This window comes from Acidimicrobiia bacterium, from assembly GCA_035651955.1.
In the GTDB taxonomy this organism is placed as follows: domain Bacteria; phylum Actinomycetota; class Acidimicrobiia; order IMCC26256; family JAMXLJ01; genus JAMXLJ01.
This window is the reverse complement of sequence record DASRES010000014.1, coordinates 22,659-45,396: the sequence shown is the minus strand read 5'-3', so window position 1 is coordinate 45,396 and position 22,738 is coordinate 22,659. Positions and strand designations below refer to the sequence as shown.

Annotated in this window: 19 protein-coding genes; 9 read left to right on the top strand and 10 right to left on the bottom strand. The window is 70.6% G+C overall.

All coding sequences use genetic code 11. The features are described 5' to 3' along the window. The 4 genes from VFC33_03650 to VFC33_03635 all read left to right on the top strand — a co-directional run. Window positions 1-290: glycoside hydrolase family 2 (locus VFC33_03650; GenBank protein ID HZR12321.1), on the top strand; the 290-nt coding region annotated here is incomplete at its 5' end. After that, complete coding sequence (gene galT, locus VFC33_03645; protein HZR12320.1) at window positions 290-1,273, top strand: galactose-1-phosphate uridylyltransferase; 984 nt, start codon at window positions 290-292, stop codon at window positions 1,271-1,273. The genes VFC33_03650 and galT, both read left to right, overlap by 1 nt. Next, window positions 1,257-2,189 (top strand): inositol monophosphatase family protein, encoded by a 933-nt coding sequence (locus VFC33_03640; GenBank protein ID HZR12319.1) that lies wholly within the window; start codon window positions 1,257-1,259, stop codon window positions 2,187-2,189. Before galT ends, VFC33_03640 begins: the two co-directional genes overlap by 17 nt. Beyond that, window positions 2,173-3,279 (top strand): hypothetical protein, encoded by a 1,107-nt coding sequence (locus tag VFC33_03635; protein HZR12318.1) that lies wholly within the window; start codon window positions 2,173-2,175, stop codon window positions 3,277-3,279. Before VFC33_03640 ends, VFC33_03635 begins: the two co-directional genes overlap by 17 nt. 62 nt (window positions 3,280-3,341) lie before the next feature. On the opposite strand, the gene VFC33_03630 is transcribed toward VFC33_03635, so the two are convergent. After that, window positions 3,342-6,203, bottom strand: a complete 2,862-nt coding sequence (locus VFC33_03630) for an ATP-binding cassette domain-containing protein (protein HZR12317.1) — start codon at window positions 6,201-6,203, stop codon at window positions 3,342-3,344. Window positions 6,204-6,205: 2 nt separating this feature from the next. Further along, window positions 6,206-8,416 (bottom strand): MFS transporter, encoded by a 2,211-nt coding sequence (locus tag VFC33_03625; protein HZR12316.1) that lies wholly within the window; start codon window positions 8,414-8,416, stop codon window positions 6,206-6,208. Between the two features lie 256 nt (window positions 8,417-8,672). Between VFC33_03625 and VFC33_03620 the strand changes: the two genes are divergently transcribed. After that, complete coding sequence (locus VFC33_03620; GenBank protein ID HZR12315.1) at window positions 8,673-9,536, top strand: hypothetical protein; 864 nt, start codon at window positions 8,673-8,675, stop codon at window positions 9,534-9,536. 53 nt (window positions 9,537-9,589) lie between these two features. Here VFC33_03620 and VFC33_03615 read toward each other — a convergent pair whose 3' ends face one another. Continuing rightward, on the bottom strand, window positions 9,590-10,765 hold the full coding sequence (locus tag VFC33_03615) for a family 1 glycosylhydrolase (GenBank protein HZR12314.1): 1,176 nt from the start codon (window positions 10,763-10,765) through the stop codon (window positions 9,590-9,592). A gap of 113 nt (window positions 10,766-10,878) precedes the next feature. On the opposite strand from VFC33_03615, the gene VFC33_03610 reads away from it, so the two are divergent. Genes VFC33_03610 through VFC33_03600 form a run of 3 tightly spaced genes read left to right on the top strand, consistent with a single transcriptional unit; the run spans window position 10,879 to window position 15,762 of the window. Further along, window positions 10,879-12,201 (top strand): ABC transporter substrate-binding protein, encoded by a 1,323-nt coding sequence (locus VFC33_03610; protein HZR12313.1) that lies wholly within the window; start codon window positions 10,879-10,881, stop codon window positions 12,199-12,201. Continuing rightward, complete coding sequence (locus VFC33_03605; GenBank protein ID HZR12312.1) at window positions 12,201-14,573, top strand: glycoside hydrolase family 3 N-terminal domain-containing protein; 2,373 nt, start codon at window positions 12,201-12,203, stop codon at window positions 14,571-14,573. The genes VFC33_03610 and VFC33_03605 overlap by 1 nt, the downstream gene beginning before the upstream one ends. Before the next feature lie 16 nt (window positions 14,574-14,589). Next, window positions 14,590-15,762, top strand: coding sequence for a family 1 glycosylhydrolase (locus VFC33_03600; protein ID HZR12311.1), 1,173 nt, complete (start codon window positions 14,590-14,592; stop codon window positions 15,760-15,762). A 16-nt stretch (window positions 15,763-15,778) separates the two neighbouring features. On the opposite strand, the gene VFC33_03595 is transcribed toward VFC33_03600, so the two are convergent. Further along, window positions 15,779-17,038 carry an amidohydrolase family protein gene (locus tag VFC33_03595; GenBank protein ID HZR12310.1) on the bottom strand — a complete coding sequence of 420 codons (1,260 nt, stop codon included), beginning with the start codon at window positions 17,036-17,038 and terminating at the stop codon, window positions 15,779-15,781. Next, window positions 17,035-17,967: an alpha/beta hydrolase gene (locus VFC33_03590; protein HZR12309.1), complete on the bottom strand. Its 933-nt coding sequence runs from the start codon at window positions 17,965-17,967 to the stop codon at window positions 17,035-17,037. The genes VFC33_03595 and VFC33_03590 overlap by 4 nt, the downstream gene beginning before the upstream one ends. Window positions 17,968-18,042: 75 nt before the next feature. On the opposite strand from VFC33_03590, the gene VFC33_03585 reads away from it, so the two are divergent. Then, the gene (locus VFC33_03585) at window positions 18,043-18,594 is read left to right on the top strand and encodes a nuclear transport factor 2 family protein (protein HZR12308.1); all 552 of its coding nucleotides are present in this window, start codon (window positions 18,043-18,045) and stop codon (window positions 18,592-18,594) included. A gap of 15 nt (window positions 18,595-18,609) precedes the next feature. On the opposite strand, the gene VFC33_03580 is transcribed toward VFC33_03585, so the two are convergent. The 5 genes from VFC33_03580 to VFC33_03560 are packed head-to-tail and all read right to left on the bottom strand — an operon-like array spanning window position 18,610 to window position 22,734. Then, a complete protein-coding gene (locus VFC33_03580) occupies window positions 18,610-19,377 on the bottom strand; it encodes an SDR family NAD(P)-dependent oxidoreductase (GenBank protein ID HZR12307.1) in 768 nt (255 codons plus the stop codon). Beyond that, on the bottom strand, window positions 19,374-20,219 hold the full coding sequence (locus tag VFC33_03575) for a TauD/TfdA family dioxygenase (protein ID HZR12306.1): 846 nt from the start codon (window positions 20,217-20,219) through the stop codon (window positions 19,374-19,376). The genes VFC33_03580 and VFC33_03575 overlap by 4 nt, the downstream gene beginning before the upstream one ends. A 7-nt stretch (window positions 20,220-20,226) precedes the next feature. Further along, window positions 20,227-20,562, bottom strand: a complete 336-nt coding sequence (locus VFC33_03570; protein HZR12305.1) for a hypothetical protein — start codon at window positions 20,560-20,562, stop codon at window positions 20,227-20,229. Beyond that, window positions 20,559-21,851, bottom strand: a complete 1,293-nt coding sequence (locus VFC33_03565; protein ID HZR12304.1) for an aromatic ring-hydroxylating dioxygenase subunit alpha — start codon at window positions 21,849-21,851, stop codon at window positions 20,559-20,561. Before VFC33_03565 ends, VFC33_03570 begins: the two co-directional genes overlap by 4 nt. Window positions 21,852-21,855: 4 nt before the next feature. Beyond that, a complete protein-coding gene (locus VFC33_03560) occupies window positions 21,856-22,734 on the bottom strand; it encodes an enoyl-CoA hydratase/isomerase family protein (GenBank protein ID HZR12303.1) in 879 nt (292 codons plus the stop codon). Window positions 22,735-22,738 lie beyond the last annotated feature (4 nt).

Here is a 22,738-nt window from a genome sequence, read left to right as displayed (position 1 = left end):
GCGCGGACCCGTCCGACCTGGCCTTCGTCACGCTCACGCTCGTCGACGAGCAGGGAACGACGGACACGAGCGCCGACCGGAAGGTGACGGTCGAGCTCGACGGTCCCGCCGCGCTCCAGGGCTTCGCGAGCGCGGACCCTCGATCGGAGGAGTGCTTCACGGACGCCTGGTGCACGACGTTCGGCGGCCGCGCGCTCGCGGTGGTGCGGCCGACGGGCCCGGGCGTGATCACGCTCACCGCGGTCGCGGACGGGTGCGAGCCGCAGCACGTGCGGGTCGTCGCGCGCTGATGACCTGGGAGCTGCGCTGGCACCCGTTCCGCGCCGAGTGGGTGCTGTTCACGTCGCACCGTGACGCCCGGCCGTGGATCGGCGCGACGGTCGCGGACGACGAGCCGCGCGCGCCACAGGACAACGCGCTCGCGCCGCTCGGGAAGCGGATCGACACGACGAACCCCGACTACCGCGGCGTGTTCGTGTTCACGAACGACCTGCCCGTGTTCTCGGCCGACGCGCCGGAGCCGTCGTCGGGTGACGACCTGTACCGGACGCGGCGCGCGGCCGGGACCGCCGAGGTCGTCTGCTACCACCACGACCCGACGCGGTCGATGGCGGGTCTCGACGACGACGAGGTGACCGCGGTCGTCACGGCGTGGCGCGAGCGAACGCGCGCGTTGGAGGCGCGCGACGACGTCGCGCACGTGCTGATCTTCGAGAACCGGGGCGCGGCCGTCGGGACGTCGAACCCCCACCCCCACTGCCAGATCTACGCGGGTGCCCTCGTCTACGGGACGATGGCCCGCGAAGCCGAGGTCGCGCGCGAGCACCATGCGCGCACGGGACGTTCGCTGCTCGCGGACGTCGTCGCGCGCGAGGTCGACGGCCCGCGCGTCGTGACGGAGGATGGCGCGTTCTTCGCGTGTGTCCCGTGGTTCGCTCGGTACGCGTACGAGGTGCACGTCCTGCCCCGCGGGCCGGTGACGTCGCTCGTCGACCTCGACGACGGCGCGTGTCGCTCGCTCGCGCTCGTGCTGCGCGAGGTCGTTCGCCGCTACGACGCGCTCTGGGGCATCCGCATGCCGTACGTCCTCGCCGTGCACCAGGCCCCCGTCGGCGACCACCCGCACTACCCGTTCCACGTCGAGCTGCACCCGCCGCTGCGCGCGCCCGGCCTGCTCAAGTACCTGGCCGGGCCCGAGATCGGCGGCGGCTCCATGACGAACGAGTCCGACCCCGACGAGAAGGCGGCGGAGCTGCGTGGCGCGCTCGCCTGACACGCCGGAGGACGCGCGCCGGTTGCTGTGCGCGCTCGGCGACCACATCCGCGACGTCGTCGTCGGGGCTCGCGGGATGGATATGACAGCGATCGACGGCTCGACCGCGGCCGACACGATCTACGCGATCGACCGCGTCGCCGACGACGCGCTCGTCGAATGGTTCGCGCGCCACTGGCCGGGCGTGGAGCTGGTGTCGGAGGGTCTCGACGAACCGGCCGTGCTCGCAGCCGACGCGGAATGGACCGTGATCGTCGACACGATCGACGGCACGCGCGGACTGATGTACGACAAGCGGCCCGCGTGGTCGCTCGCGGCGGCCGCACCGCGCGGTGGCTCGCTGCGCGACGTCGTCACCGCGGCGATGACCGAGCTGCCGACGGCGAAGCAGGGTGCGGCCGACCAGCTGAGCGCGGTGCGTGGCGCGGACGCCGTCGTGGCGGAGCGCGTCGACCTGCGCGACGGTGCGCGCCACACCCTGCCCGTGCGTCCGTCGACCGCGACCGACCTCGAGCATGGCTTCGCCGGCATCGCGAAGTTCTTCGTGCCGGGCAAGCCGGCCCTCGCCCACCTCGAGAGCGAGCTGTTCCGGCGGCTCGGCTCGCGGGTCGTCTTCGACGACGAGTACATCTCGTCCGGCGGGCAGCTCCACGAGCTGATCGCAGGGCACGACCGCTTTGTCGCCGATCTGCGGCCGCTCGTCGACCCGGGCGCGCTCGCATGCCACCCGTACGACGTGTGCACCGCGATGCTCCTGGAGGTGGCGGGCGGCGTCGTGACCGATCCGTGGGGTGGCCCGCTCGACGTCCCCCTCGACACGACGTCACCCGTGGCGTGGGCCGGGTACGCGAACGGCGCGCTCGCGGCGCGCGTCGGTCCCGTCCTCGCGCAGCTCGTCGATGACCTCGCTCGGTAGCGCGCCCGGACGGCTCGACCTCCTCGGCGGCGTCGCCGACTACTCGGGCGCGCTCGTGCTCGAGATCCCGACCCGCGTCACGACAACGGTCGTCGCCGAGCCCGAGAGCGCGTTCTCCGTCGGATCCGTCTCGCTACCGGCGGGTGAGGTGCAACGGCTCGCGTCGCTGCCGTATCTCGCAGTGCGCACCGAGGTCGCCGCGTTCCCGAAGTGGACGCGTTACGTGCTCGGGGTCGCGATCGTCCTCGCCCGCCATCACGTGGTCGACGTACCGAGCGCGCGGCTCACCGTGTCGTCCGACGTCCCGCAGTCCGTCGGTGTCTCGTCGAGCGCGGCGTTGGAGGTCGCGACGGCGCGCGCACTGGGCGCGGGCACGCTCGACGGGCTCCGTCTCGCCGCGTTCTGCCAGGAAGCCGAGAACCGGGTCGTCGGCGCGCCGTGCGGGATCATGGACCAGGTCGCGGTCACGCTCGGCGTGCCCGGCGCCCTGCTGCCGATCCTGTGCCGGCCGGCAACGATCGAGCCGCCGGTCGCGCTCCCACCGGGAGTCGAGGTCGTCGGTGTGCCGACGGGCGCGCGTCACGACGTCAGCGGCGCGCCCTATCGCCGCGCGCGAGCTGCCGCGTTCATGGGCAAGCGGATCGCCGAGGATGCGACGGGCGAGGCGTGCGCGTGGGTCAGCGAGCTCCCGTTGCACGCGACGGACGCCCTCCCCGATGAGCTCGACGGCGCGTCGTTCCGCGAGCGCTGGGTGGGCACGGACGACGACATGACGACCGTGGAGCCCGGCGAGGTGTACCCGGTGCGTGCGGCGACGCGCTTCGGGATCGAGGAGCACGCGCGTTGCGAGCAGGCACTCGCGCACCTGCGCCGCGGTGAGCTCGGCGCGCTCGGGCCGGCGCTCGCGGCGAGCCACCGGGCGTACGACGCGATGGGACTGGGACACGCGGCCGCGACCGCCGTGGTCGACGACGTGCTGAACCGCCCGGGCGTCCACGGCGCGCGCTCGAGCGGCGGTGGGTGCGGCGGGACGGTCGTGGTCGTGTGCGACGAGGGCGCACTCGATGACGTTCCCGGCCTGGTCCGTTGACAGGGCGGTCCCGGGACGGCTTCACCGGACGACGAACGGCGACGGCCGGCGGCCGCTCGGAGTCAGGCGCTGCCGGTCACGCTGGCGACGTCGGCGGTCCCGCTGCGTTGGATGGCGCGCTTGTCGGTGCCCAGGTACGACGCGATGACGGCCGCGTTCTCGCGCAGCTCGGCCGGTGTTCCCTCCGCGATCACCTGACCGGTCTCGAGGCAGTAGACGCGGTCGGTGATGCCCATGATGAAGGGCATGTCGTGCTCGATGACGAGCAGCGACGCGTCGAGCTCGTCGCGGATCCGGAGCAGCAGCGGCCCGAACGCCTCGGTCTCGCGTTGCGCGACACCGGCGGTCGGCTCGTCGAGGCACAGCACGCGCGCGTCGAGCGCGAGGAGCGCGGCGAGCTCGACGATGCGGCGCGTACCGGTGGAGAGCTCCGCGATGAAGCGGTCGGCGTAGCGGCCCAGACCGAGGAAGTGGATGATCTCCTCCGCCTCCGCGCGCTGCGCGCGGTCGGTCTTGTATCCCGCGGGCAGGAAGAGGGCGGTCGTGCTGAAGCGGGTGCGGTGACGGGCTTCGAGTGCGACCTGCACGGTCTCGCGCACGGTCAGGTCGGGAAACAGGCGCGCGGCCTGGAACGTGCGACCGAGCCCGCGGCGGGCGCGCCGCGCTGGTGTGAGCCGGGTGACGTCGTGGCCGAGGAGCTCGACGCGGCCCGTCGACGGCACGAACCCACCGATCGCGTTCATCAGCGTGGTCTTGCCCGCACCGTTCGTGCCGATGAGGCCGACGACCTCCCGCGCGCCGACGCTGACGCTGACGTCGTCGACCGCGACCCGCCCGCCGAAGTGGACCGACACCCCGTCGGTGCGCATCACGTCCGCGGGAAGGACGACGTCGGCGGGCCGTGCGACGCGTGCGCGCGGCATCTCCGTGGACTTCGGTGCCACGACGGTCTCGGGCAGGCGCCGATCCAGCCACGCGAACAGCGCGTCGCGCACCGAGTAGCCGATCTGCACGAGCCCGCCCGGGAAGTACATCAACAGCAGCAGCAGGCCGATGCTGCTCGTCAGGAGCGGTACCAACGTGCTCGACGGCCAGAACGCGGGCAGGCCCACGACCCACAGCGACCCGAGGATCGGCCCCGCGACCGAGCCGACGCCGCCGATCACCGCGATCGACACCGCCTGCAGCGAGTCGCCGACGGTGAACACCTCGTTGATGCTGATCGTCGACAGCAGCGCGCCGAGAAGCGCGCCGCCGAACGCGGCCATGCCGCCGGCGAGCGCGAACGCCTGCAGCTTCTCGCGTGCGGGTGACACCGTGTACGCCGCCGCGGAGTGCGCGTTGTCGCGCACGCCGATCATCGAGCGGCCGACACCCGAACGCCGCAACCGCGCGACGAGCAGCATGCAGATCACGAGCGCGACGAGCGCGACGAAGTAGAAGTTGCGCTGGGACGCGAGGTCGAGACCTCCCACGATCGGCCGCTGCACGAACACCGACCCGCTGCTGCCGCCGGAGAGGAACGGTCGCTGGAACATGTACTGCTGCGCGGCGAGCGCGAACACGTAGGTGACGACCGCGAGGAGCAGACCCCGGACGCGTAACGCTCCCGCGCCGATCAACGTCGCGACGAGCGCTCCCACCGCGGTCACGACGAGGAGAGCCACGATCGGCGAGACGGTCGGGAAGTTGACCTCGAGACGGTGGGTGCCGTACCCGAGGCCGAGCGAGTGGCCGTTCACGAGCGCGGCGTAGCCGAGCGCGCCGAGCCCGGCGAACGCGGCCTGCCCGAGCGACACCTGCCCTCCCCAGCCGGTCAGCACGACGAGCGACAGCGCGACGATCGCCAACAGGAGCATCCGCGCGTACAGGAAGTGCCGCGACGGCGCCGTGACGATGAACGGCAACGCGATCGCGGCGACCAACGCGACCACGCCGAGGAGCCGCGGCAACTGGCGCACCCACCAGATCTCGCGCAGCCGCTCCGGGATCGGCTTCACCCGCGGCGCGAACGAGAACGACGCGTCGTCGTCCGCGCTCTCCCGCCGGGCGATCAGCCACGTGACGACGACCACCACGACGAACAACAGACCGTCGGTCAGGCCGGCCTGGGTCGGCGCGTTGTACTTGATGACCGCTTCGAGGATCCCGATCGCGACACCGGCGGCGAGTGCCCGCGGGAACGACACCATCCGGGCGATCAACGCCGCCGCCAGCACGCGGCTCAACGTGTTCGGCCCGATCGTCGTCAGGCCCGTCACGCTCCCGGAGGTCCCGGCGAGCAGGATGATCGACACCGCCGACACGGCCCCGCCGATCGTCCACACCAGCGTCGAGAGGATCTTCGGGTTGATCGCGGACAGGCGCGCCCGTTCCGGGTTCGCGGCTGCCGCGCGGACCGCCTTGCCGACGTCCGTGCGGGTCAGGAACCACGTGAGCAGCAGTGTGATCACCGGGACCGCAACGAGCACCGACAGCTCCTGACCCCGGACGCGCAAGCCGAGGACGTGCCACGTCCCGAGCACCGCGCTCGGGTACGGCGTGTCGATGCTCGCGTCCATGTGCGGCAACGCCGTCTGCGCGGCGAGCGCGAGCTGCGCGATGCCGATCGTCGCGACGAGGACGATGACGCGCGGCGCCCGGAACAGTCGAGTGATGACGGTGACCTCGCACGCCGCCGCGAACGCCCCACCCGCGACCAGCGCGACGAGCACCGCGGGCCAGTAGTTCCAGTGGTACTTCACGACCAGCAGCGCGAGCAGCGCGGCCGACAGCGCGCCCATCGCCCCGACCGCGAAGTTGATCACCCGGCTCGAGCGGTAGATCAACACGATGCCCAGCGCGAGCAGACCGATCGACAGGCCGTCGACGAACCCGCCGTAGACGGTCTGGCGGGTGATCGTGAGCGCGAGCGCTGACGCCATGGCTATGCCTGCTCGCTGCCGAGAAAGACCGCGCGCACCAGGTCGTCACGCTCCAGAAGATCCGCCGCGCGGCCCTCGAACTGGATGCGACCCTTCTCCATGAACACCGCGCGGTCCGCGATCGCAAGCGCGACGTTCAACGACTGCTCCACGATGATCATCGTCTGCCCTGCCTGCTTCAGCCGGTCGACGACACCCAAGAGGTTCTCGACCATCACCGGCGCGAGCCCCAGCGACAGCTCGTCGATCAGCAAGATCTCCGGGTCGTGCATCAACGCCATCGCGAGGCCGAGCATCTGCTGCTGCCCGCCCGACAGCCGGCCTGCCTCGTCGTCCAACCGGTCGCGCAGCTCGGGAAAGATCGACAGCGCGCGCTCCATCCGGCCGCGCCGCTCGCTGCCGTTGCTGCGGTACATGAACCCGGCCATCTCGAGGTTCTCCCGCACCGACATCGGGTCGAAGATCGCCTTGCCGCCCGGCAGCTGATGGATCCCCCAGCGCACGCGCGTCTCGGGCGACGACAGCGTCACGCTCTGGCCGTTGAGACGAACGACGCCGCGCGCGGGGATGCCGAGCCCGCTGATCACCCGCAGCACCGTCGACTTGCCCGCGCCGTTCGTGCCCAGCAATGCGAGCGTCTCGCCGCGCCGCACGTCCAGGTTCACGTCGAACAGCACCTGCACGGGGCCGTACGCGAAGTCGATGTTGCGCATCTGCAGCACCGGGACGTCACCCGGGTTGTCCCGCAGCCGGCGTTGCTCCGCCTCGAGCTCGTGGATCTCCTCGACGATCAGCGAGAGGTCGTTGCGCAGGAACCGCGCGCTGTTCATCAGCAACAGCCCGCCGATGAGGTTCGCCGGCAGGGCGACCGCGATGACCGCGGCGCGCAGGCCGAACGAGTCCGAGATCAGTCCGCCCAGCAACGCGCCACCGAAACCGCCGATCCCGAGAACCATCGCCATGCCGATCGCGGCGCCCTGCGCGCGCAGGTAGTACGGGCTGACGTTCGCGAACAGCGGACCGAGCATCGCGAGCTCGATCGGCAGGATCGCGCCCGACAGCGTCGCGAACACTGCGAACAGCCAGATGTTGGGCATCAACATCTGGAGGAGCACGAGCACGCCGGCCGGTACGAACAGCGCGCCGATGAACACCAACGTCAGCGGCGGGCTCTTGCGGTACAACCCGTCGAAGTGGCGCGCCGCCAGCGGCACCAGGAGCAGTCCCAGCAGCCCCGGGATCATCGCGATCAATGAACGGCCGAACGCGTTCACGTGGAAGTGCTCGTCGAGGTACAGGCTCACGAACACCGGGACCGCGACGAAGCTGAACCCCAACGCGGTGAACGCCGTCATCGCGTTCTTGAACGTCTTGATCTGCGCGATCCGCTGGTACGCGGCGCCCAGCGAGATCGGCGGCGCGTCGCGCTCCTCGATCACCTGCCCGATCGTCGCCTTCTGCTCGAACTGGCCACGCGGCGGGTCCTTCTGGAACAGCGCGAGCACTCCGAGCACGACGACCGGCACGCCGAGGAACACGAAGCCCCACCGCCAGGCGTCACCACCGCCGAGGAGCGTGACCAGGCCGCCGACCGCGAGCGGCAGCACGAGACCGCCGAACGTTCCCGTCATGCTCTGCACCGCGTAGACGCGGCCACGCGCCGCGATCGGATAGGCGTCGGCGAGCACCGGACCCTGCACCACGTAGGTGTTCGAACGGCCGAAACCCGTCAAAGCGCGCGTGCAGAAGTACAAGAGCGCGTTCACGACCGTCGCGGTGAACAGTGAGACCGTGCCCCACGCGAGTGTCGCGATCCCGACGATGGTCGTCCGCCGGGTGTTGTCGGCGAGACGTCCGAGCACGAGACCCCCGACGATCGCGAACACGCTGCCCGCCACGGTCGTGACGGCGATCACCCCGTTGCTCATGTGAAGGGTCTTGCGGATGTCCGGGGCGAGCACGCCGCCGACCCCGTTGTCGAGCTGGTCCACCGCCGCGAGCGCCGAGAAGACGGCGAGCAGCGTCACGCCACCGATGCCCACGCCTTCCCGCAACGACATCGCCTGGTCACCGACGCCGGGGAGCTGCTCGTCGTCGAGCACCTCGACCTCGTCGGCCGCGGCCTGCCGCGCGAGACGCTCCGCCTCCTCGTCCAGCACCGCCTGCGTCAGGGTCGCCGCGCTCGCGGCCTCGTCCTCGGGCACCGCGGTCATCTCGCTCCCCCCGTACCGCGTCACGCGCGCCGGCCGTCCCGGCGATGTGCTGAGTTGTGCGGTCACACAGTGTCGAACATCCGGTGGCCGGCCGCAACCGCCCGTTCGCCGGTCGGCATGATGGTTATCACGATACGAGAACCCCGTTTCCGGCGCAACGATGACGGAATCGGGTGACCAACCGCGCGGCGCGGGATCGCCCACGAACGGGGGTGACGATGCGGGCCATTCTCGGAACCGATCGAGGTGCGCGGTGGTGGCGGGCGCGGTCGGCGTCGTCGTGACGGCGGCCGGCTGCACCGGCGTCGCGACGGGCGTCACGAGCGCGCCGCAGCCGACGTGCCAGCAAGGGTCGAACGGCGTCCTGTTCGTCACACCGGGCTGTCAGGACCCGGCGCTGACCCAGCCCTACACCGACGTCGACGAGCAGCGGACGACGACGGACCCCGCGACACACGTGACCGTGACCTACCGCTACGTCCACGGCGGGTTCGCGGGGACGAACGCCCGGTTCTCCTTCTACTTCCCGCCGAAGGCGCAGTACCGCGGGCGGTTCTTCGAGCCCACGTACCCGACGCTCGGGAACGAGGACACGCTCCAGAACCCGCCCTCGATCGGTGGCGGTCCCAGCACCCTCGCGTTCGTGCTCTCGCACGGCGCGTCCATGGTCGTGAGCAACAACGCCGGCGGCGTCCAGAACAGCCCGACGCTCGGCGGCTATCGCGTCAACGCCGCGACCGCCAAGTACTCGCGCGTCGTCGCCGCGAAGGTGTACGGCGACATCGCGCGCCCGCGCGGCTACCTGTTCGGCGCGAGTGGTAGCGCGTACCAGACGGTCGGCGCTGCGGAGAGCACGTCGGGCATCTGGGACGGCTTCGTGCCGATGGTGTTCGGCGTCCCCAACGCCATCCCGAGCTTCATGACCGTGCAGCTGCTCGCCCTCCGGGTGCTGCACGACAAGCTGCCGCAGATCGACGACGCGACCGAGCCCGGCGGGAGCGGCGACCCCTTCGCCGGCCTCACCTCGCAGCAGCGGGCGGTCCTGCAGGAGTCGGCACGGCTGGGGTTCCCGCTCCGTGGTTGGTGGCAGTACGCGACGCTGAACGGCCCTACACGCTGATCCAGAACCTCGGGAGGGTGCGCGTCGTCGTGCACTGATGCCCGAGCGGGCCGTCATGGAAGCGCGTTGCGCCTGACGACGTCGGCGAAGAACTTCGCCGACGGCTTCGAGCGCCGGGCGAACGTCGTCCGGTCGACCTCGACCAAGCCGAACTTCGGCCCGTAGCCGAACGTCCACTCGAAGTTGTCGAGCAGGCTCCAGTACGTGTAGCCGCGGACGTCGATGCCCTCGTCGAGACAGTCCGCGACCCCGGCGAGCGCGACCTTCAGGTAGTCGATCCGCTGCGCGTCGTCGTCCGTGCCGATCCCGTTCTCGGTGACGAGGACGGGGACCGCGCGCTCCGTGTACTCCCAGGCCCGACGGATCGTCGCCGCGAGCGCCTGCGGGTAGTACTCGTAACCGAGCGGCAGCACGGGAACACCGGGTTCGGGCCCGACCCATCCGTCCGGTCCGATGCGCGCCCGTGAGTAGCTCTGGACGCCGACGAAGTCGTCGCCGCCGGTCGCGTCGAGGAAGACGTCCTCGAGCAGCGCCCGGATCTCGTCGAGCTTCGTCTCGCCCCCTTCGAGCGGCTGGTAGTCCGTCATCGAGACGGTCAACCCGGCCGGGACGCCGGGTGCCGCGGCGCGAATCGCGTCGACCGCCTTGCGGTGCGCGGCGCACAGCGTCGTCGTCGCGCGCCGGTGCGCGTCCTCGTCGGACACGCCGGGCGGGAACACGCCCATCAGGCAGCCCATGATCGCGACCACCCCGGGCTCGTTGATCGTGCACACCCGTCCGAGGACGGGCGCGAGCTCGCGGGCGGCACGCTCGCAGAACCGGGCGAACACGTCCGGAGCGTCGGGCGCCGTCCAGCCGCCGCGCGCCGCGAACCAGCGTGGCGACGTGAAGTGGTGGAACGTGACCACCGGCTGGATCCCGTCCTCGCGGAGCGCCTCACCGATGCGGCGGTAGTGGTCGATCGCCGCGTGCGACCACTCCCCCTCCTCCGGCTCGATCCGGCTCCACTCGATCGAGAAGCGATACGTGTTCAGCCCGAGCTCGCGCACGAGCGCGACGTCCTCGCGCCAACGGTCCCACGAGTCACACGCGTCGCCGCTCGGCTCGGCCACGCCCGAGCCCGGACGGTGCTCCCACTCCCACCAGTCGTTGTTCCAGTTCTGGCCCTCGATCTGGTGTGCCGCAGTCGCGGTCCCCCACTCGAACGAGCTCGGGAAAGCACGCGTCATCGAATCCTCCGTCGCGTCTCGGCGACCGCGCAGCAGAGACGTTGCGCAGTCGCTACCATAACGCCGTTACGGGTATAACACCGTTATCAACGGTGCCGAGGCTGGGGGGAGCCATGCCGCGCGTGAAGTCGTGGACCGTCGTCTTCGCGGTGCTCGCGGTGCTCGCGGGAGCGTGCACGACCTCGCGAGGCAAGAGCTCGTCGAGCACCACCGCGAACTCGGCCGGAACCGCCACGGGCAGCCAGGCGCTCGGTCAGGGCGTCACCGCTGACACGATCAAGATCGGCTTCTCGTACATCGACCTCGTGGCGCTCGCGAAGTCCGGCGTGATCCGGCTCGACCACGGGCCCGAGGAGCAGATCATCACCGCGCTCGTGAACGACGTGAACGCGCGCGGCGGCGTCAACGGCCGCAAGCTCCAGCTGTTCATCGCCAAGTACTCGCCGATCGGCAACACCGACCAGCTCGCGGCGTGCACGAAGCTCACTGAGGACGACAAGGTCTTCGCGGTGCTCGTCGGGTTCCTGAACGTCAACAACCTCTGCGTCGTGCAGCAGCACCAGACGATCCTCGTCGGTGGCAACTTCAACAAGGGACTCCTCGCGCAGGCGCGGGCGCCGTGGGCGACCTGGAACGCGAGCGACGAGCGGTCGATCGACGCGCTCGTGAAGCTGCTCGACCAGAACGGCGACCTGAAGGGCCACACGATCGCCGTCTACGCCGCGCAGGCGCCGTACAAGGCGCAGATCGACCTCGCCGTCAAGACGTTGAAGGACGCGGGCTACAAGGTCGCCGACACCGCGCTCATGGACGCGCCGGACACGGACCTGCAGGCGGCCACCGCGCAGGACAAGGTGATCGCCCAGCGGTTCCAGAGCAAAGGCGTCGACACGGTGATCGACGTCGGCCAGTTCACGCCCGGCGCGGACTTCGACGCGGCCGGCTACCACCCGCGCATCTTCTCTCCCGTCGTCGGGAACCTACAGGCCGCCGCGTACACGAACCCGCTCGGGAAGTTCCCGATCGTCGCTGGCACCGGCGTCCCCAACCAGAACTACAACTTCGACGACCCCGCGTTCGCGCACTGCCGGCAGGTGTGGAAGCAGGCGACCGGCAACGAGATCGTGAACCCTGACCAGGAGGACCTCTCGGGCAAGTCGAGCGGGTTCGTCGCGATGGAGGAGGCGTGCACGTCGTTGACGCTCTTCGTCGACGCCGCCAAGGCCGCGGGCAAGGACCTCAACAACGAGACGTTCGCAAAGGGCGTCGAGTCCCTCGGCGCGGTGGACCTCCCGGCCGCGCCGAAGAGCTCGTTCGGGCCGAACAAGTTCGACGGGCAGGACCAGTTCCAGCTCTTCAGGATCGACCCGACCTGGAAGCAGGGATCCGGCAAGGACCAGCTCATCGCGATCGGCTCGCCCATCACGCTGAAGTAGTGCCGGACACCGACGAGATCCGCGCGCTCGTCTCGCGCCTCGACCTCGACCAGAAGATCGGACAGATCCAAGGTGTCGTGCCGATGGATCTCGTGGACTTCTCGAAGTTCGCGGATCCGGGCCGCGGCGCGCCCGACCTCTCGAAGGGGTTCCCGTACGAGCTCGAGCGCCTCCCGTCGGTACGGCCGCACGGCGTCGGCCACCTGTCGCTCGGGTGGCAGCTCGACTCGGACCTGAACCGCCTCCGCGACGAGCTCGCCCGGTTCCAGGAGATCGCGCGCGACGTCAATCCGTTCGGCATCGCGACGCTCGTCCACGCCGAAGGGATCAACGGGCTCGTCCACGCGCAGGGCGATCAGTTCGCGACCGCGTGGGGGCAGGCGGCGAGCTGGGACCCGGAGTCGTCGCGGCGCGTCGGCGAGATCGCGGCGCGCCAGGCGCGGTCGGTCGGCATCCACCTCCTCTTCTCGCCCCTACTCGACGTGGCGCGCGACATGCGCTGGGGCCGCGTGCACGAGACGTACGGCGAGGATCCCGAGCTCGTCGCGCGCATGGGCATCGGGTTCATCCGCGGTGTGCAGGGCGACGCCGGCGACTCCGAAATGCTCGCGACCGGGAAGCACTTCCTCGCCTACGCGCACTCGCTCGGCGGGCTGAACCAGGCCGCGACCCAGCTCGGTCGCCGCGAGCTCACCGACGTCCACGCCGAACCGTTCCGGCGCGCCATCGCCGACGCCGGTCTGTCCGTGGTGATGAGCTCATACAACGAGATCGACGGCATCCCGGCGAGCGCCAATCACTGGTTGCTCACGGAGCTGTTGCGGGGTGAGCTCGGTTTCGACGGGCTCGTCGTCAGCGACTACGGCGCGGTCACGATGCTGTACCGCGACTACCGGACGGCCGCGACTCCAGGACGCGCCGCCGCGGACGCGCTGACCGCGGGCATCGACGTCGAGCTGCCGAGCGCGGACACCACCAGCCAACTCCGTCCGCTCGTCGAAGACGGGACGCTCTCGGAGGAGATCCTCGACCGCGCCGTCGCCAACGTGCTCGCGATCAAGGCGCGCCTCGGACTGGTGCCGGACATTCGATCCGGCCGCGCGCCGCGGGCGCCGTCGGCGATCGACGGCGCTGACGCACGCGCGCTCGCACGCGTCGTCGCCGAGTCAGCCGTCACGCTCCTTGCCAATGACGGGATCCTGCCGCTCGCGCCCGGCGTCGCGAAGCTCGCGATCGTCGGCCCGGCCGCGGACGAGCTGCGCATCCACTTCGGCGCGTACTCGTCGGTCGCCGACACCGAGATCCCGATCGCGGTCGCACGCATCACGAGCGGTCGGGTTGCAAGAGCACGCGCCGCCGACGACGTGTTCCCGGATCTGTTCCAGACGCGGCTGGCGGGGATCGAGCCGGTGTTCGAGGCCGGCGCCCGCGCGCTCAACCCCGACGCGACGACGGTCGTCGACGCGATCCGCGCCGTCGATCCGGGCGCGACGTACCACCCGGTCGGGAGCTTCGACGACGCGGACCTCGACCAGGCCGCCCTGCTGACCGCGACCGAGGACGCCGACGTGGTGATCGCCGTCGTCGGCGAGCGCACCGGCTGGGTCGGCAACCACACCGCGGGCGAGGGTCGCACGGTCGCGAACCCCGTACTGCCCGGGAACCAGGACGCGCTCGTCACCGCGTTGCACCGCGCGGGGACGCGCGTCGTGACCGTGGTGGTGTCGGGCCGGCCGCTGCTGCTCGGCGCGGTCCATGACGCGTCGTCCGCCGTGCTGCTCGCGCCGTTGCTGGGCGCGCTCGCCGGCGAGGTCGTCGCGGACGTGCTCTTCGGCCGCATCGAGCCCGGCGGCCGCCTGCCGTCGACGTTCCCGCGCCACGTCGGCCAGGTGCCGATGTACCACGGGTTCCCGGTCGGCAGCGGGTACGAGCACCCGACGCTGCCCCGGTACGGCTACGTCGACCTGGCCGACAGCTCACCGCTGTACCCGTTCGGCCACGGCCTGACGTACACGTCGTTCGGGCTCGAGCTCGACGACGCAACGTTCGTGGACGAGGTGCTCCGCGTGCGGGCACTCGTGCGCAACACCGGCGAGCACGCCGGGACCGCGGTCGTCCAGCTCTACGCGCGTGACGAGGCCGGCACTGTTGTACGACCGGTCCGTCAGCTCGTCGACTTCACACGCCTGGCGCTCGCGAGCGGCGGCGCCGAGGCGGTCGACCTCTCGGTCCCGTTGCAACGGCTGGCGTACACGTGGCCCGACGGCCGTCGCGGCGTCGAGGCCGGCGAGGTGACGCTGCTGCTCGGCCTGTCGAGCGCCGACATCCACGACGCCGTGACGTTCACGATCCCCGAGCTGATCCTCGACTGACGGAGGAACGAACCACATGACACGCACCTTCCCGGCCGGGTTCCTCTGGGGCGCGGCGACCGCCGCCCACCAGGTCGAGGGGAACAACCTCAACAACAACTGGTGGAAGCTCGAGCACGACGCGGCCCCGTACGTGCAGTTCAGCGGGGACGCGGTCGACAGCTACCACCGGTACGCAGAGGACATGCGACTGCTCGCCGACGCCGGGTTCAACGCGTACCGCTTCAGCCTCGAGTGGTCGCGCATCGAACCGAGCCGGGGCAGGTTCTCACGCGCCGAGCTCGCGCACTACCGCCGGATGATCGACACCGCGACGGGGCTCGGCCTCACGCCAGTCGTCACGCTGCATCACTTCACGCACCCGCTCTGGTTCGACGACGCGGGTGCCTGGCTCGGCCCGGACGCGGTCGAGCTCTTCACCCGGTACGTCGAGCACGCGTGCGCGATCCTCGACGGCGTCGAATGGGTGTGCACGATCAACGAGCCCAACGTGCACGCGCAGGGACTCGGCGCGCTCCGCCGTGTCGCGGCCGGCGAGCCCTATCCGTTCGACGCGCTCCCCGACCCCGAGATCGGCGACGTCCTCGTCGCGGCCCATCGAGCGGCCGCACCCGTCGTGCGTGCGGCGACTGGCGCGAAGGTGGGATGGACGGTTGCCAATCAGGCGCTCGTCCCGGCACCGGGTGGTGAAGCGAAGCACGCCGAGGTGCAGGAGCAGTGGGAGGACGTGTACCTGCGACCCGCACGCGACGACGACTTCGTGGGCGTGCAGTCCTACACGAGCCAACTCGTCGACGAGCACGGCATCGTCGCCCACCCCGAGCACCCCGACAACACGCTCATGGGATGGGCGTACCGCCCCGACGCGCTCGGCATCGCGGTTCGGCACACGCACGACATCCTCGGCGACGTGCCGATCGTCGTGACGGAGAACGGCATCGCGACCCGCGACGACGACCGCCGGATCGCCTACACGACCACCGCGCTGAACCATCTCCGCGACGCGATCGACGACGGCATCGACGTGCGCGGGTACTTCCACTGGAGCCTGCTCGACAACTTCGAGTGGGGCCGCTGGGAGCCGACGTTCGGCCTCGTCGCGGTCGACCGGGACACGTTCGAACGCCAGCCGAAGGCGAGTCTCGGCTGGCTCGGCGGCATTGCCCGGGCGAACGCCGTCTTCCGCTGAACGAGCAGCGCGCGGGTCAGGCGCCGTCGTTCGCGTGCGTGTCGCGCATCTCCATGAGGGTCGGCACGACCTCGGCGAGCGACGAGGCAGCACGCTGGTCGGTGGTGACGCGTGGGACGTCGTCGAGGTGGAAGCCGACGCGCTCGATGTGCGGCGCGAGTCGCGAGAGGTCGAAGCCGTACAGGGCGGCGGCGTTCTCGTAGAGCACCTTGCGCGCGTCCGCTTCGCTGACAGCGGGGTGCTCCACGAGCGCGCGCACCTCGTCGAACAGCACCGGGTAGACGGTCTCGGGGTGCGGGTAGTCGACGCCGACCATCCCGTTGGCCGCGTGGACGGCGTACCGCTGCGTCTCGTCCGTCAGCGCGTCCAGGTCGAACTGGCTGGTGCGGAACGGTGACAGACCGACGGCGCAGTTCGAGCGCCAGTAGTCGCTGGGCAGCCGCGTGTACGGCTTGATGCGCCGCAGCATCTCCGCGAACTCGGTCCAGTCGTCGCCCATCGTCTCGCGCCGGTCGAGCATCTGCAGGACGGGACCGATCCACCACGACTCCGTCTCGACGTACGCGATGCGTAGCGTCGGAAAGCGGTCGAACACGCCGCCGAGGATCAGCTGCCACAACGAGCGGCCCGAGAAGAAGGAGTGCTCGGTCGCGAGCACCATGAACGACGCGAAGCTCGGCGGCTCGTACTGCGGTGCGCCCGTGCCGCCGTGCTGGCCGAGCGCGAAGCCGACCTCCACGCATGCCGCCCAGATCGGGTCGAGCGCGGGGTCGAAGAAGTAGCGGCCGCCGGGATGCAGCGGCGGCATCAGCACCCCGCCGAGCCCCTGCTCCTTCGCCCAGTGGATGTCGGCGACGGCCTGGTCGACGTCGTCGAAGCCGACCGCGGCGAGACCGCAGAACCGTCCGGGCGCCTCCGAGCAGAAGTCGACGAGCCACCGGTTGTACGCCGTGTTCGCCTTGCGCACGAGAACGGGGTCGGCGGCGTGGTCGACGCGTGGCGAGTCGAACGGCTGACCGTTCGAGAACACGACCTCCGCGACGACACCCTGCGTCTCCAGATCGGCGATCCGGCGCGCCGGATCCCACTGGCTTGCGGTGTCGAGACGCGGGTGGACGAACCCGTCGGGCGTCCCGTCGACGCTGCGCAGCCACTCGTCCAACTTCTCGCGGCAGTCGGGGTCCAGATACTCGCGGTACGCCTGCCGCGGCGGCTTCACGTGCCCGTCGACCGAGATGATCGCAGCCTTGTCCGGCATCGTGACCTCCGCCGTCATCCGACGTCTCCGGCGCGTGCGAGGTTCGCGCGCAACCAGGTGCCGATGTGCTCGAACGCCTCGGTGGCCGCGGGGAAGCCGAAGTTCACGAACCCGTGCGGCTGACCCGGGTAGCAGATCGCCTCGACGTCGACGCCTTCGGCCGCGAGACGGCGCGCGTACTCGCGTCCTTCGTCGCGCAGCACGTCGCACCCGCCGAGCACGACGAGCGCGGGCGGCAGGCCTCGCAGGCTCTCGGCGCGCAACGGCACCGCGTACGGATCGTCGCTGACGTCACGCCCTCCGGTGTAGGAGTCCCAGAACCAGTGCATCCCGGTCGCGGTGAGCAGGATCCCGTCGAACTCCTGCCGCGACGGATGTGTCGAGTCGTCGCCCGCGACGCCGGGATAGATCAGGACCTGCGCGGCGAGCCGCGTGTCGCCCCGGTCGCGCAGGCGGAGCGCGACGGCCGTCGAGAGCGACCCACCCGCGCTCTCCCCCGCCACCACGACCGGCAACCCGGGCGCACCGAAGCGCGCCCTGTCGTCGAGGACTGCACGCGTCACGGTCTCGCAGTCGTCCAGCCCGGACGGATACGGGTGCTCGGGCGCGAGCCGGTAGTCGACGGAGACGACGGTTGCGTCGGCGCACTGCGCGAGCTCGCGCGCGACGTTGTCCATCATCCCGATGCTGCCGGTGCAGAACCCGCCGCCGTGGAAGTAGACGACGACACCCGTCGGCGCATGCTCGTGCTCGTAGACGCGGACGCTGACGCCGGCGATCACGTCGTCGCTCACCTTCGCGACCGGCGGACCCTCGGCGATCGGGAAGTCCCCGCGCGCGAGCGCGAGCATCTCCGGCGACCAGTCGTCGCGCGGCTCGGCGAGCATGGGATTCGCCGCGAACCACTCCGCGACCCACGGATCGAGGACACCCTCGTCGCCTGCCATCGCTCCTCCACGGATCGAGAACCCGGCTCTCGTGCAACTGTAACGTCCGTTACCACTCCGAGCAGGAGGGCGACGATGAGCGACGACGGGCTCGACGAGCTGCGACGCGATGTCCAGTACCTGAAGGACCGCCTCGCGATCCTCGACTGCGTGAACACCCAGTCGCGCGGTCACGACCGACACGACGTCGCGCTGATGGCGAGCGTGTACCACGACGACGCCGTGGACGAGCACGGGCCGGCGGTGAAGCGCGGCGCGGAGTACGCCGAGTGGGCCAATCAGGCGCACGCGGCGGCGTTCGCCGATCACCTGCACCACGTCACGACGCACACGTGCGAGATCGACGGTGACGTCGCGCACTGCGAGAGCTACGTCATCGGGACGATGGTCGCGAAGGACCGATCGTCGGTGCTGCTCGTCGCCGGCCGGTACGTCGACCGCCTCGAGCGGCGCGACGGCACCTGGAGGATCGCGCTCCGGCGCTGCACCATCGAGTGGGCGATGCCGGGCGACGCGTCGTTGCTCCGCTCGGGCACGTTCAGCGAGTTCGTCAAGGGCCGCTGGGACTCGTCCGACCTGTCGTACGCGCGGCCGCTCCGCCTCGACACGGCCGCTGATCGCTGGTGACCGCGTGGTCGTCGATCACGTGGTGACCCGTCCGCCGTTGACGCCGAGCACCTGGCCGGTGACGTAGCTCGCATCGTCGCGGACGAGATACGCGCACATCGCGGCGACGTCGTCCGCTGTCCCGACGCGCCGGACGGGGATCATCCGCGCGAACGCGTCGATGTCGAGGCTGCCGTCCGCGTCGGCGGCGCGCAGCGACGGCGTGTCGACGAAGCTCGGCGGGACCGCGTTGACGGTGATCCCCTTCGGCCCGAGCTCGAGCGCGAGCGAACGCGTGAAGGCGATCACGGCGCCCTTCGTCGCGGCGTAGTGCGTCTGCCGCGCGCTGCCCGTCTGCGCGCTCGACGACGCGATGTTGACGATGCGGCCCCAGCCGGCTTCGAGCATGTCGGGCACGACCGCCTGGCAGCACTCGAACGTCCCGATCAGGTTGACGGCGATGACGGCGTCGAGCTCGGAACGTTCGATGTCGAGGAACCGCTTGAACGGCGAGATCGCCGCGTTGTTCACGAGGATCGTCGCCGCGCCGAGCTCCGCGCGGACCTGCGCGACGGCGCGGTCGATGGCGGGCCGATCCGAGATGTCGACGGTGACGGGCAGCGCACGCCCGCCGGCGCGCTCGATCGCGACCGCGGTCGCCTTCGCGCCTCCGCTGTCGCGGTCGAAGACGGCAACCGCGGCGCCCTCGACCGCGAGCCGCCGGCTGATCGCTGCGCCGATGCCCGAGCCGCCGCCCGTCACGATCGCGGTTCTCGGCTCGGACCACGCGGGCACGCCGGTCACGCGACCCGTCCCGTGACGGGCTCCTCGCCGACGAGCGTCGTGCGGTGGAGCACCCGCGGCGACGTCGGTTCGAACGGCAGCGCGCGGTGCAGCATGCCGGTGTTGTCCCAGACGACGAGGTCGCCTTCGCGCCACCGGTGGCGGTACGTGAACCGCGGCTGGGTGGCCCAGCCGTCCAACCGGTCGAGCAACGCCCGGCCGGCGTTCTCGGACCAGCCGACGATCTCGTCCGCGGTCGCTCCGATCACGAGCGATCGACGACCGTCCTTGCGCCGCCAGACGAGCGGATGAACCCGCTCGGGCACGCGGTTCCAGGCGGCGCGCTGCTCCGGTGTCGCGCCGGGGAACGTGATGCGCATCGGTCGTGAGAACCGGTGGACGACGCGAAGGTCGTCGATCGTGGCCTTGTCGTCGTCCGGCAGCGCGTCGTACGCCGCGTACGTGGTCGCGAACTCGGTGTCGCCGCCCGCGGGATCGACCGCCCACGCCGTGAGGAGCGTCGCCTTCTGCGGCTGCTCGTCGTGTGTGCCGTCGATGTGCCAGAGGAAGTTGCCCTTTCGGACCGCGGCGAGCCTGCTCTTGGCGGGGTCCATCGTGATCGTCGCGACCTCCGGGATGTCACCGGAGTCGGTCACCGGTGGGACGACGACATGACCGAGCGCGCGACTCAAGGTGAGGAGCTGGGCGTCATCGAGGTGGGCGCCGCGGTAGACGACCACGCCATGGCGCTCGAGCATCGCTCGGCAGTCGTCGGCCGCCTCACGGTTCACGAGGTCGGCCGCGGTCATGCCGACGATCTCCACACCGAGGTGCTCGCCGAGCTCGTTGCGTTCGCGTACCACGGCGCTCTCACACGGCGGGCTCGGCGACCGTGTCGAAGAACGCCGAACCCGAGTCGGGGATGCGGGGCTGCTTGAACACGTTCACCGCGTACGACACGAGGATCATCGAGTAGAGGAGGTGCAGCAGCCTGGTCGCGTCGTCAGGAAGCGCGTTCAGGTCGAGCGCGTCGAGGTACGCGATGGCCTCCTCGGCCCGTGGCGCGATCGCGTCGTAAAAGGCGACCGTCTCGTCGAACGGCTTCGAGAGGCGGGTCGCGTACCGCTCGGCGCGCGTCGGCTTCGCCCAGTCCTCGACGAACGGCTCGAGCTCCGCGAACGCGTCGGGCAACAGTTGCTCGCTCACCTGCGCGCCTCCTTGTGGGCGGCGACGGTGTCGCGCACGACGGTGTGGAACTGGCGGATGAGCAGCTCCTGGTCGCCCAGCTGGAACTGGTGCTGGGCGCGGGTCGACAGCCCCGACTGGGTGGCCTCGATCGTGTTGACGTCCTGCATCGCGAACTCCATCGTCGAGTCGACGACGAGCTCCTGCGCGAGGCGCTCCTGCGCGTTGGCGGGCGGCACGAAGTACATGTCGATCTCGTAGACGTGCGAGTCGACCGCCTCGGGCCAGTACGTGTAGGTGATGTAGTAGTTGCGCGCCCAGATCTGGATGGAGAGGTTCGGGAACAGCCAGAACTGGTCGTTGCCCCAGGAGTTGATGCGCCCCTTGTTCAGGAACTCGGGCAAGGGGCCCACGTCGGGGACGTCGTCCGGCCCGAACAGTCCGGCGCGGAACAGCTTGTAGACCCACCGCTGGTCCTGCCGGGCGGCGCCCGCGGTTCCCGGCTCGCGCGGTGGCAGGGGCGGCGGCCCGGGCACCGACGTCAGCATGTGCGGCCGGAACAGGTCGTAGTGGTACGCGTCGACGGGCGGGACCATCTTCTCGGCCTTCGACACGTCGGGGTCGATGAACCGGCCGTGCACGTACGGCGGGTGGTACCACTCGCACACCGAGTCGACCGCGAGCTTCCAGTTGCCGTGGATGCGCGTCGAGAACCCGTAGCGCTGGGTCATGCGCTCGAACGGGTACACCTCGAGCTCACCGATCCGTTCGCCGAGGAACGTCCGCAGCGGGACGGGATCCTCGGCCAGGTTCACGAACACGAACCCGGCGAACACCTCGCAGTGCACCTTCGGCATGCGGAGTGTCGTCTTGTCGAGGTCGAAGAACTCGGACTCGTTCGTCACGTGCGTGATGCACCCGTCGAGGCCGTAGCGCCACCCGTGGTACTTGCACGCGAACTCGCGGCATGTCCCGCTGGTCTCCTGCTGCGGGTGCTCGTGCCAGACGACCTTGTTGCCGCGGTGCGCGCAGACGTTGTGAAACGCGTGCACGGTGTCGTCGAGCCCGCGGGTGACGACGATCGACGCGAGCCGGCCCGGCAGCTCGCGTGTGAAGTACGAGCCTTTCCTGGGCAGGCGCTCGACGCGCCCGACGTAGAGCCAGGTGCGCTCGAAGATGGCGTCGCGCTCCGCGGCGAAGAGCTCCTCCGAGATGCAGTCCTCGTAGCTGACCGGCGCGGTGCCGAGCTCCGGGTACAGCAGCGTGAACTTGCCCTTGCCGGTCGCGAGCCGCTCCTGGATGTCGGTCACGACGTCACCTCTCGTCGCGGGTCGCGTCACCGGACCACGGCTCGTCGTCCCAGGCACGGTCGAGCGGCGCCATGCCGCCGCCGAACGGGAACCACTCCTGCTGCGCGTATGTCTCGCGCGCGAGCCCGTGGCCGAGCTCGTCGACGAACGCGCGCTTGAGCGGGTTCGTGAACAGCTGGCGCGTGTAGCGCAACACGAGCGGCGGCCGCTTCACGAGCTCCCGCGCGAGCTCCCACGCGCGGTCGAGCACCCGATCCTTCGGGAGCACTTCGTTCACCGCGCCCCACTCGAGGGCCTCCTGCGCGGTCAGCTTCTTGCCCGTCAGCAGGAAGTAGCGCGCCCGGTTGTGACCGACGAGGAAGCTCCAGATCACGTGCTGCCCGTCGCCGGGGACGAGCCCCTTCGGGAAGTGCGGCGCGTCCTGGAAGTACGCGTCCTCCGAGGCGAGCACGATGTCGCCCATCAACGGGACCTCGGAGTGGCAGTTGCACGGCCCGTTGACGGCGCTGATCATCGGCACGTCGACGTCGAGCACGTTCTGGATCATGTGGCGCGCGTACCAGGCCTTCTCGTCGAGCTTGCGCAGCCCGCGCACGCCCGGCATCGCGTCGTACAGCGGCGGGTCGGGCAGCTCGCCGTTCGGCAGCCGGCCCCAGTCCGCGTTGTAGTTGTCGCCGGTGCCCGTATGGATCAGGACCTTGATGTCACGGTCGCCGGCGACGTCGGCGAAGGCGTCCGCCATGTCGTCGTGCGCCTTCCAGTCCCACACGAGGCTGCCGCCGTTCGTGTGGCACTGCATCAGCAGGATCCCGTCGTCGTCGAGCTCGAACCGGTAGTTCGCGTACCGGTCCCGGTACTCGCTGAACCTCGTTCGCTTCGCCACGCGG

What these genes read in the sequence shown, in the direction of transcription:
- galT (HZR12320.1), top strand. Translation starts at nt 290, where the DNA reads ATGACCTGGGAGCTGCGCTGGCACCCGTTCCGCGCCGAGTGGGTGCTG.
- VFC33_03635 (HZR12318.1), top strand. Translation starts at nt 2,173, where the DNA reads ATGACCTCGCTCGGTAGCGCGCCCGGACGGCTCGACCTCCTCGGCGGC.
- VFC33_03630 (HZR12317.1), bottom strand. Translation starts at nt 6,203, where the DNA reads ATGGCGTCAGCGCTCGCGCTCACGATCACCCGCCAGACCGTCTACGGC.
- VFC33_03625 (HZR12316.1), bottom strand. Translation starts at nt 8,416, where the DNA reads ATGACCGCGGTGCCCGAGGACGAGGCCGCGAGCGCGGCGACCCTGACG.
- VFC33_03615 (HZR12314.1), bottom strand. Translation starts at nt 10,765, where the DNA reads ATGACGCGTGCTTTCCCGAGCTCGTTCGAGTGGGGGACCGCGACTGCG.
- VFC33_03610 (HZR12313.1), top strand. Translation starts at nt 10,879, where the DNA reads ATGCCGCGCGTGAAGTCGTGGACCGTCGTCTTCGCGGTGCTCGCGGTG.
- VFC33_03600 (HZR12311.1), top strand. Translation starts at nt 14,590, where the DNA reads ATGACACGCACCTTCCCGGCCGGGTTCCTCTGGGGCGCGGCGACCGCC.
- VFC33_03595 (HZR12310.1), bottom strand. Translation starts at nt 17,038, where the DNA reads ATGACGGCGGAGGTCACGATGCCGGACAAGGCTGCGATCATCTCGGTC.
- VFC33_03590 (HZR12309.1), bottom strand. Translation starts at nt 17,967, where the DNA reads ATGGCAGGCGACGAGGGTGTCCTCGATCCGTGGGTCGCGGAGTGGTTC.
- VFC33_03585 (HZR12308.1), top strand. Translation starts at nt 18,043, where the DNA reads ATGAGCGACGACGGGCTCGACGAGCTGCGACGCGATGTCCAGTACCTG.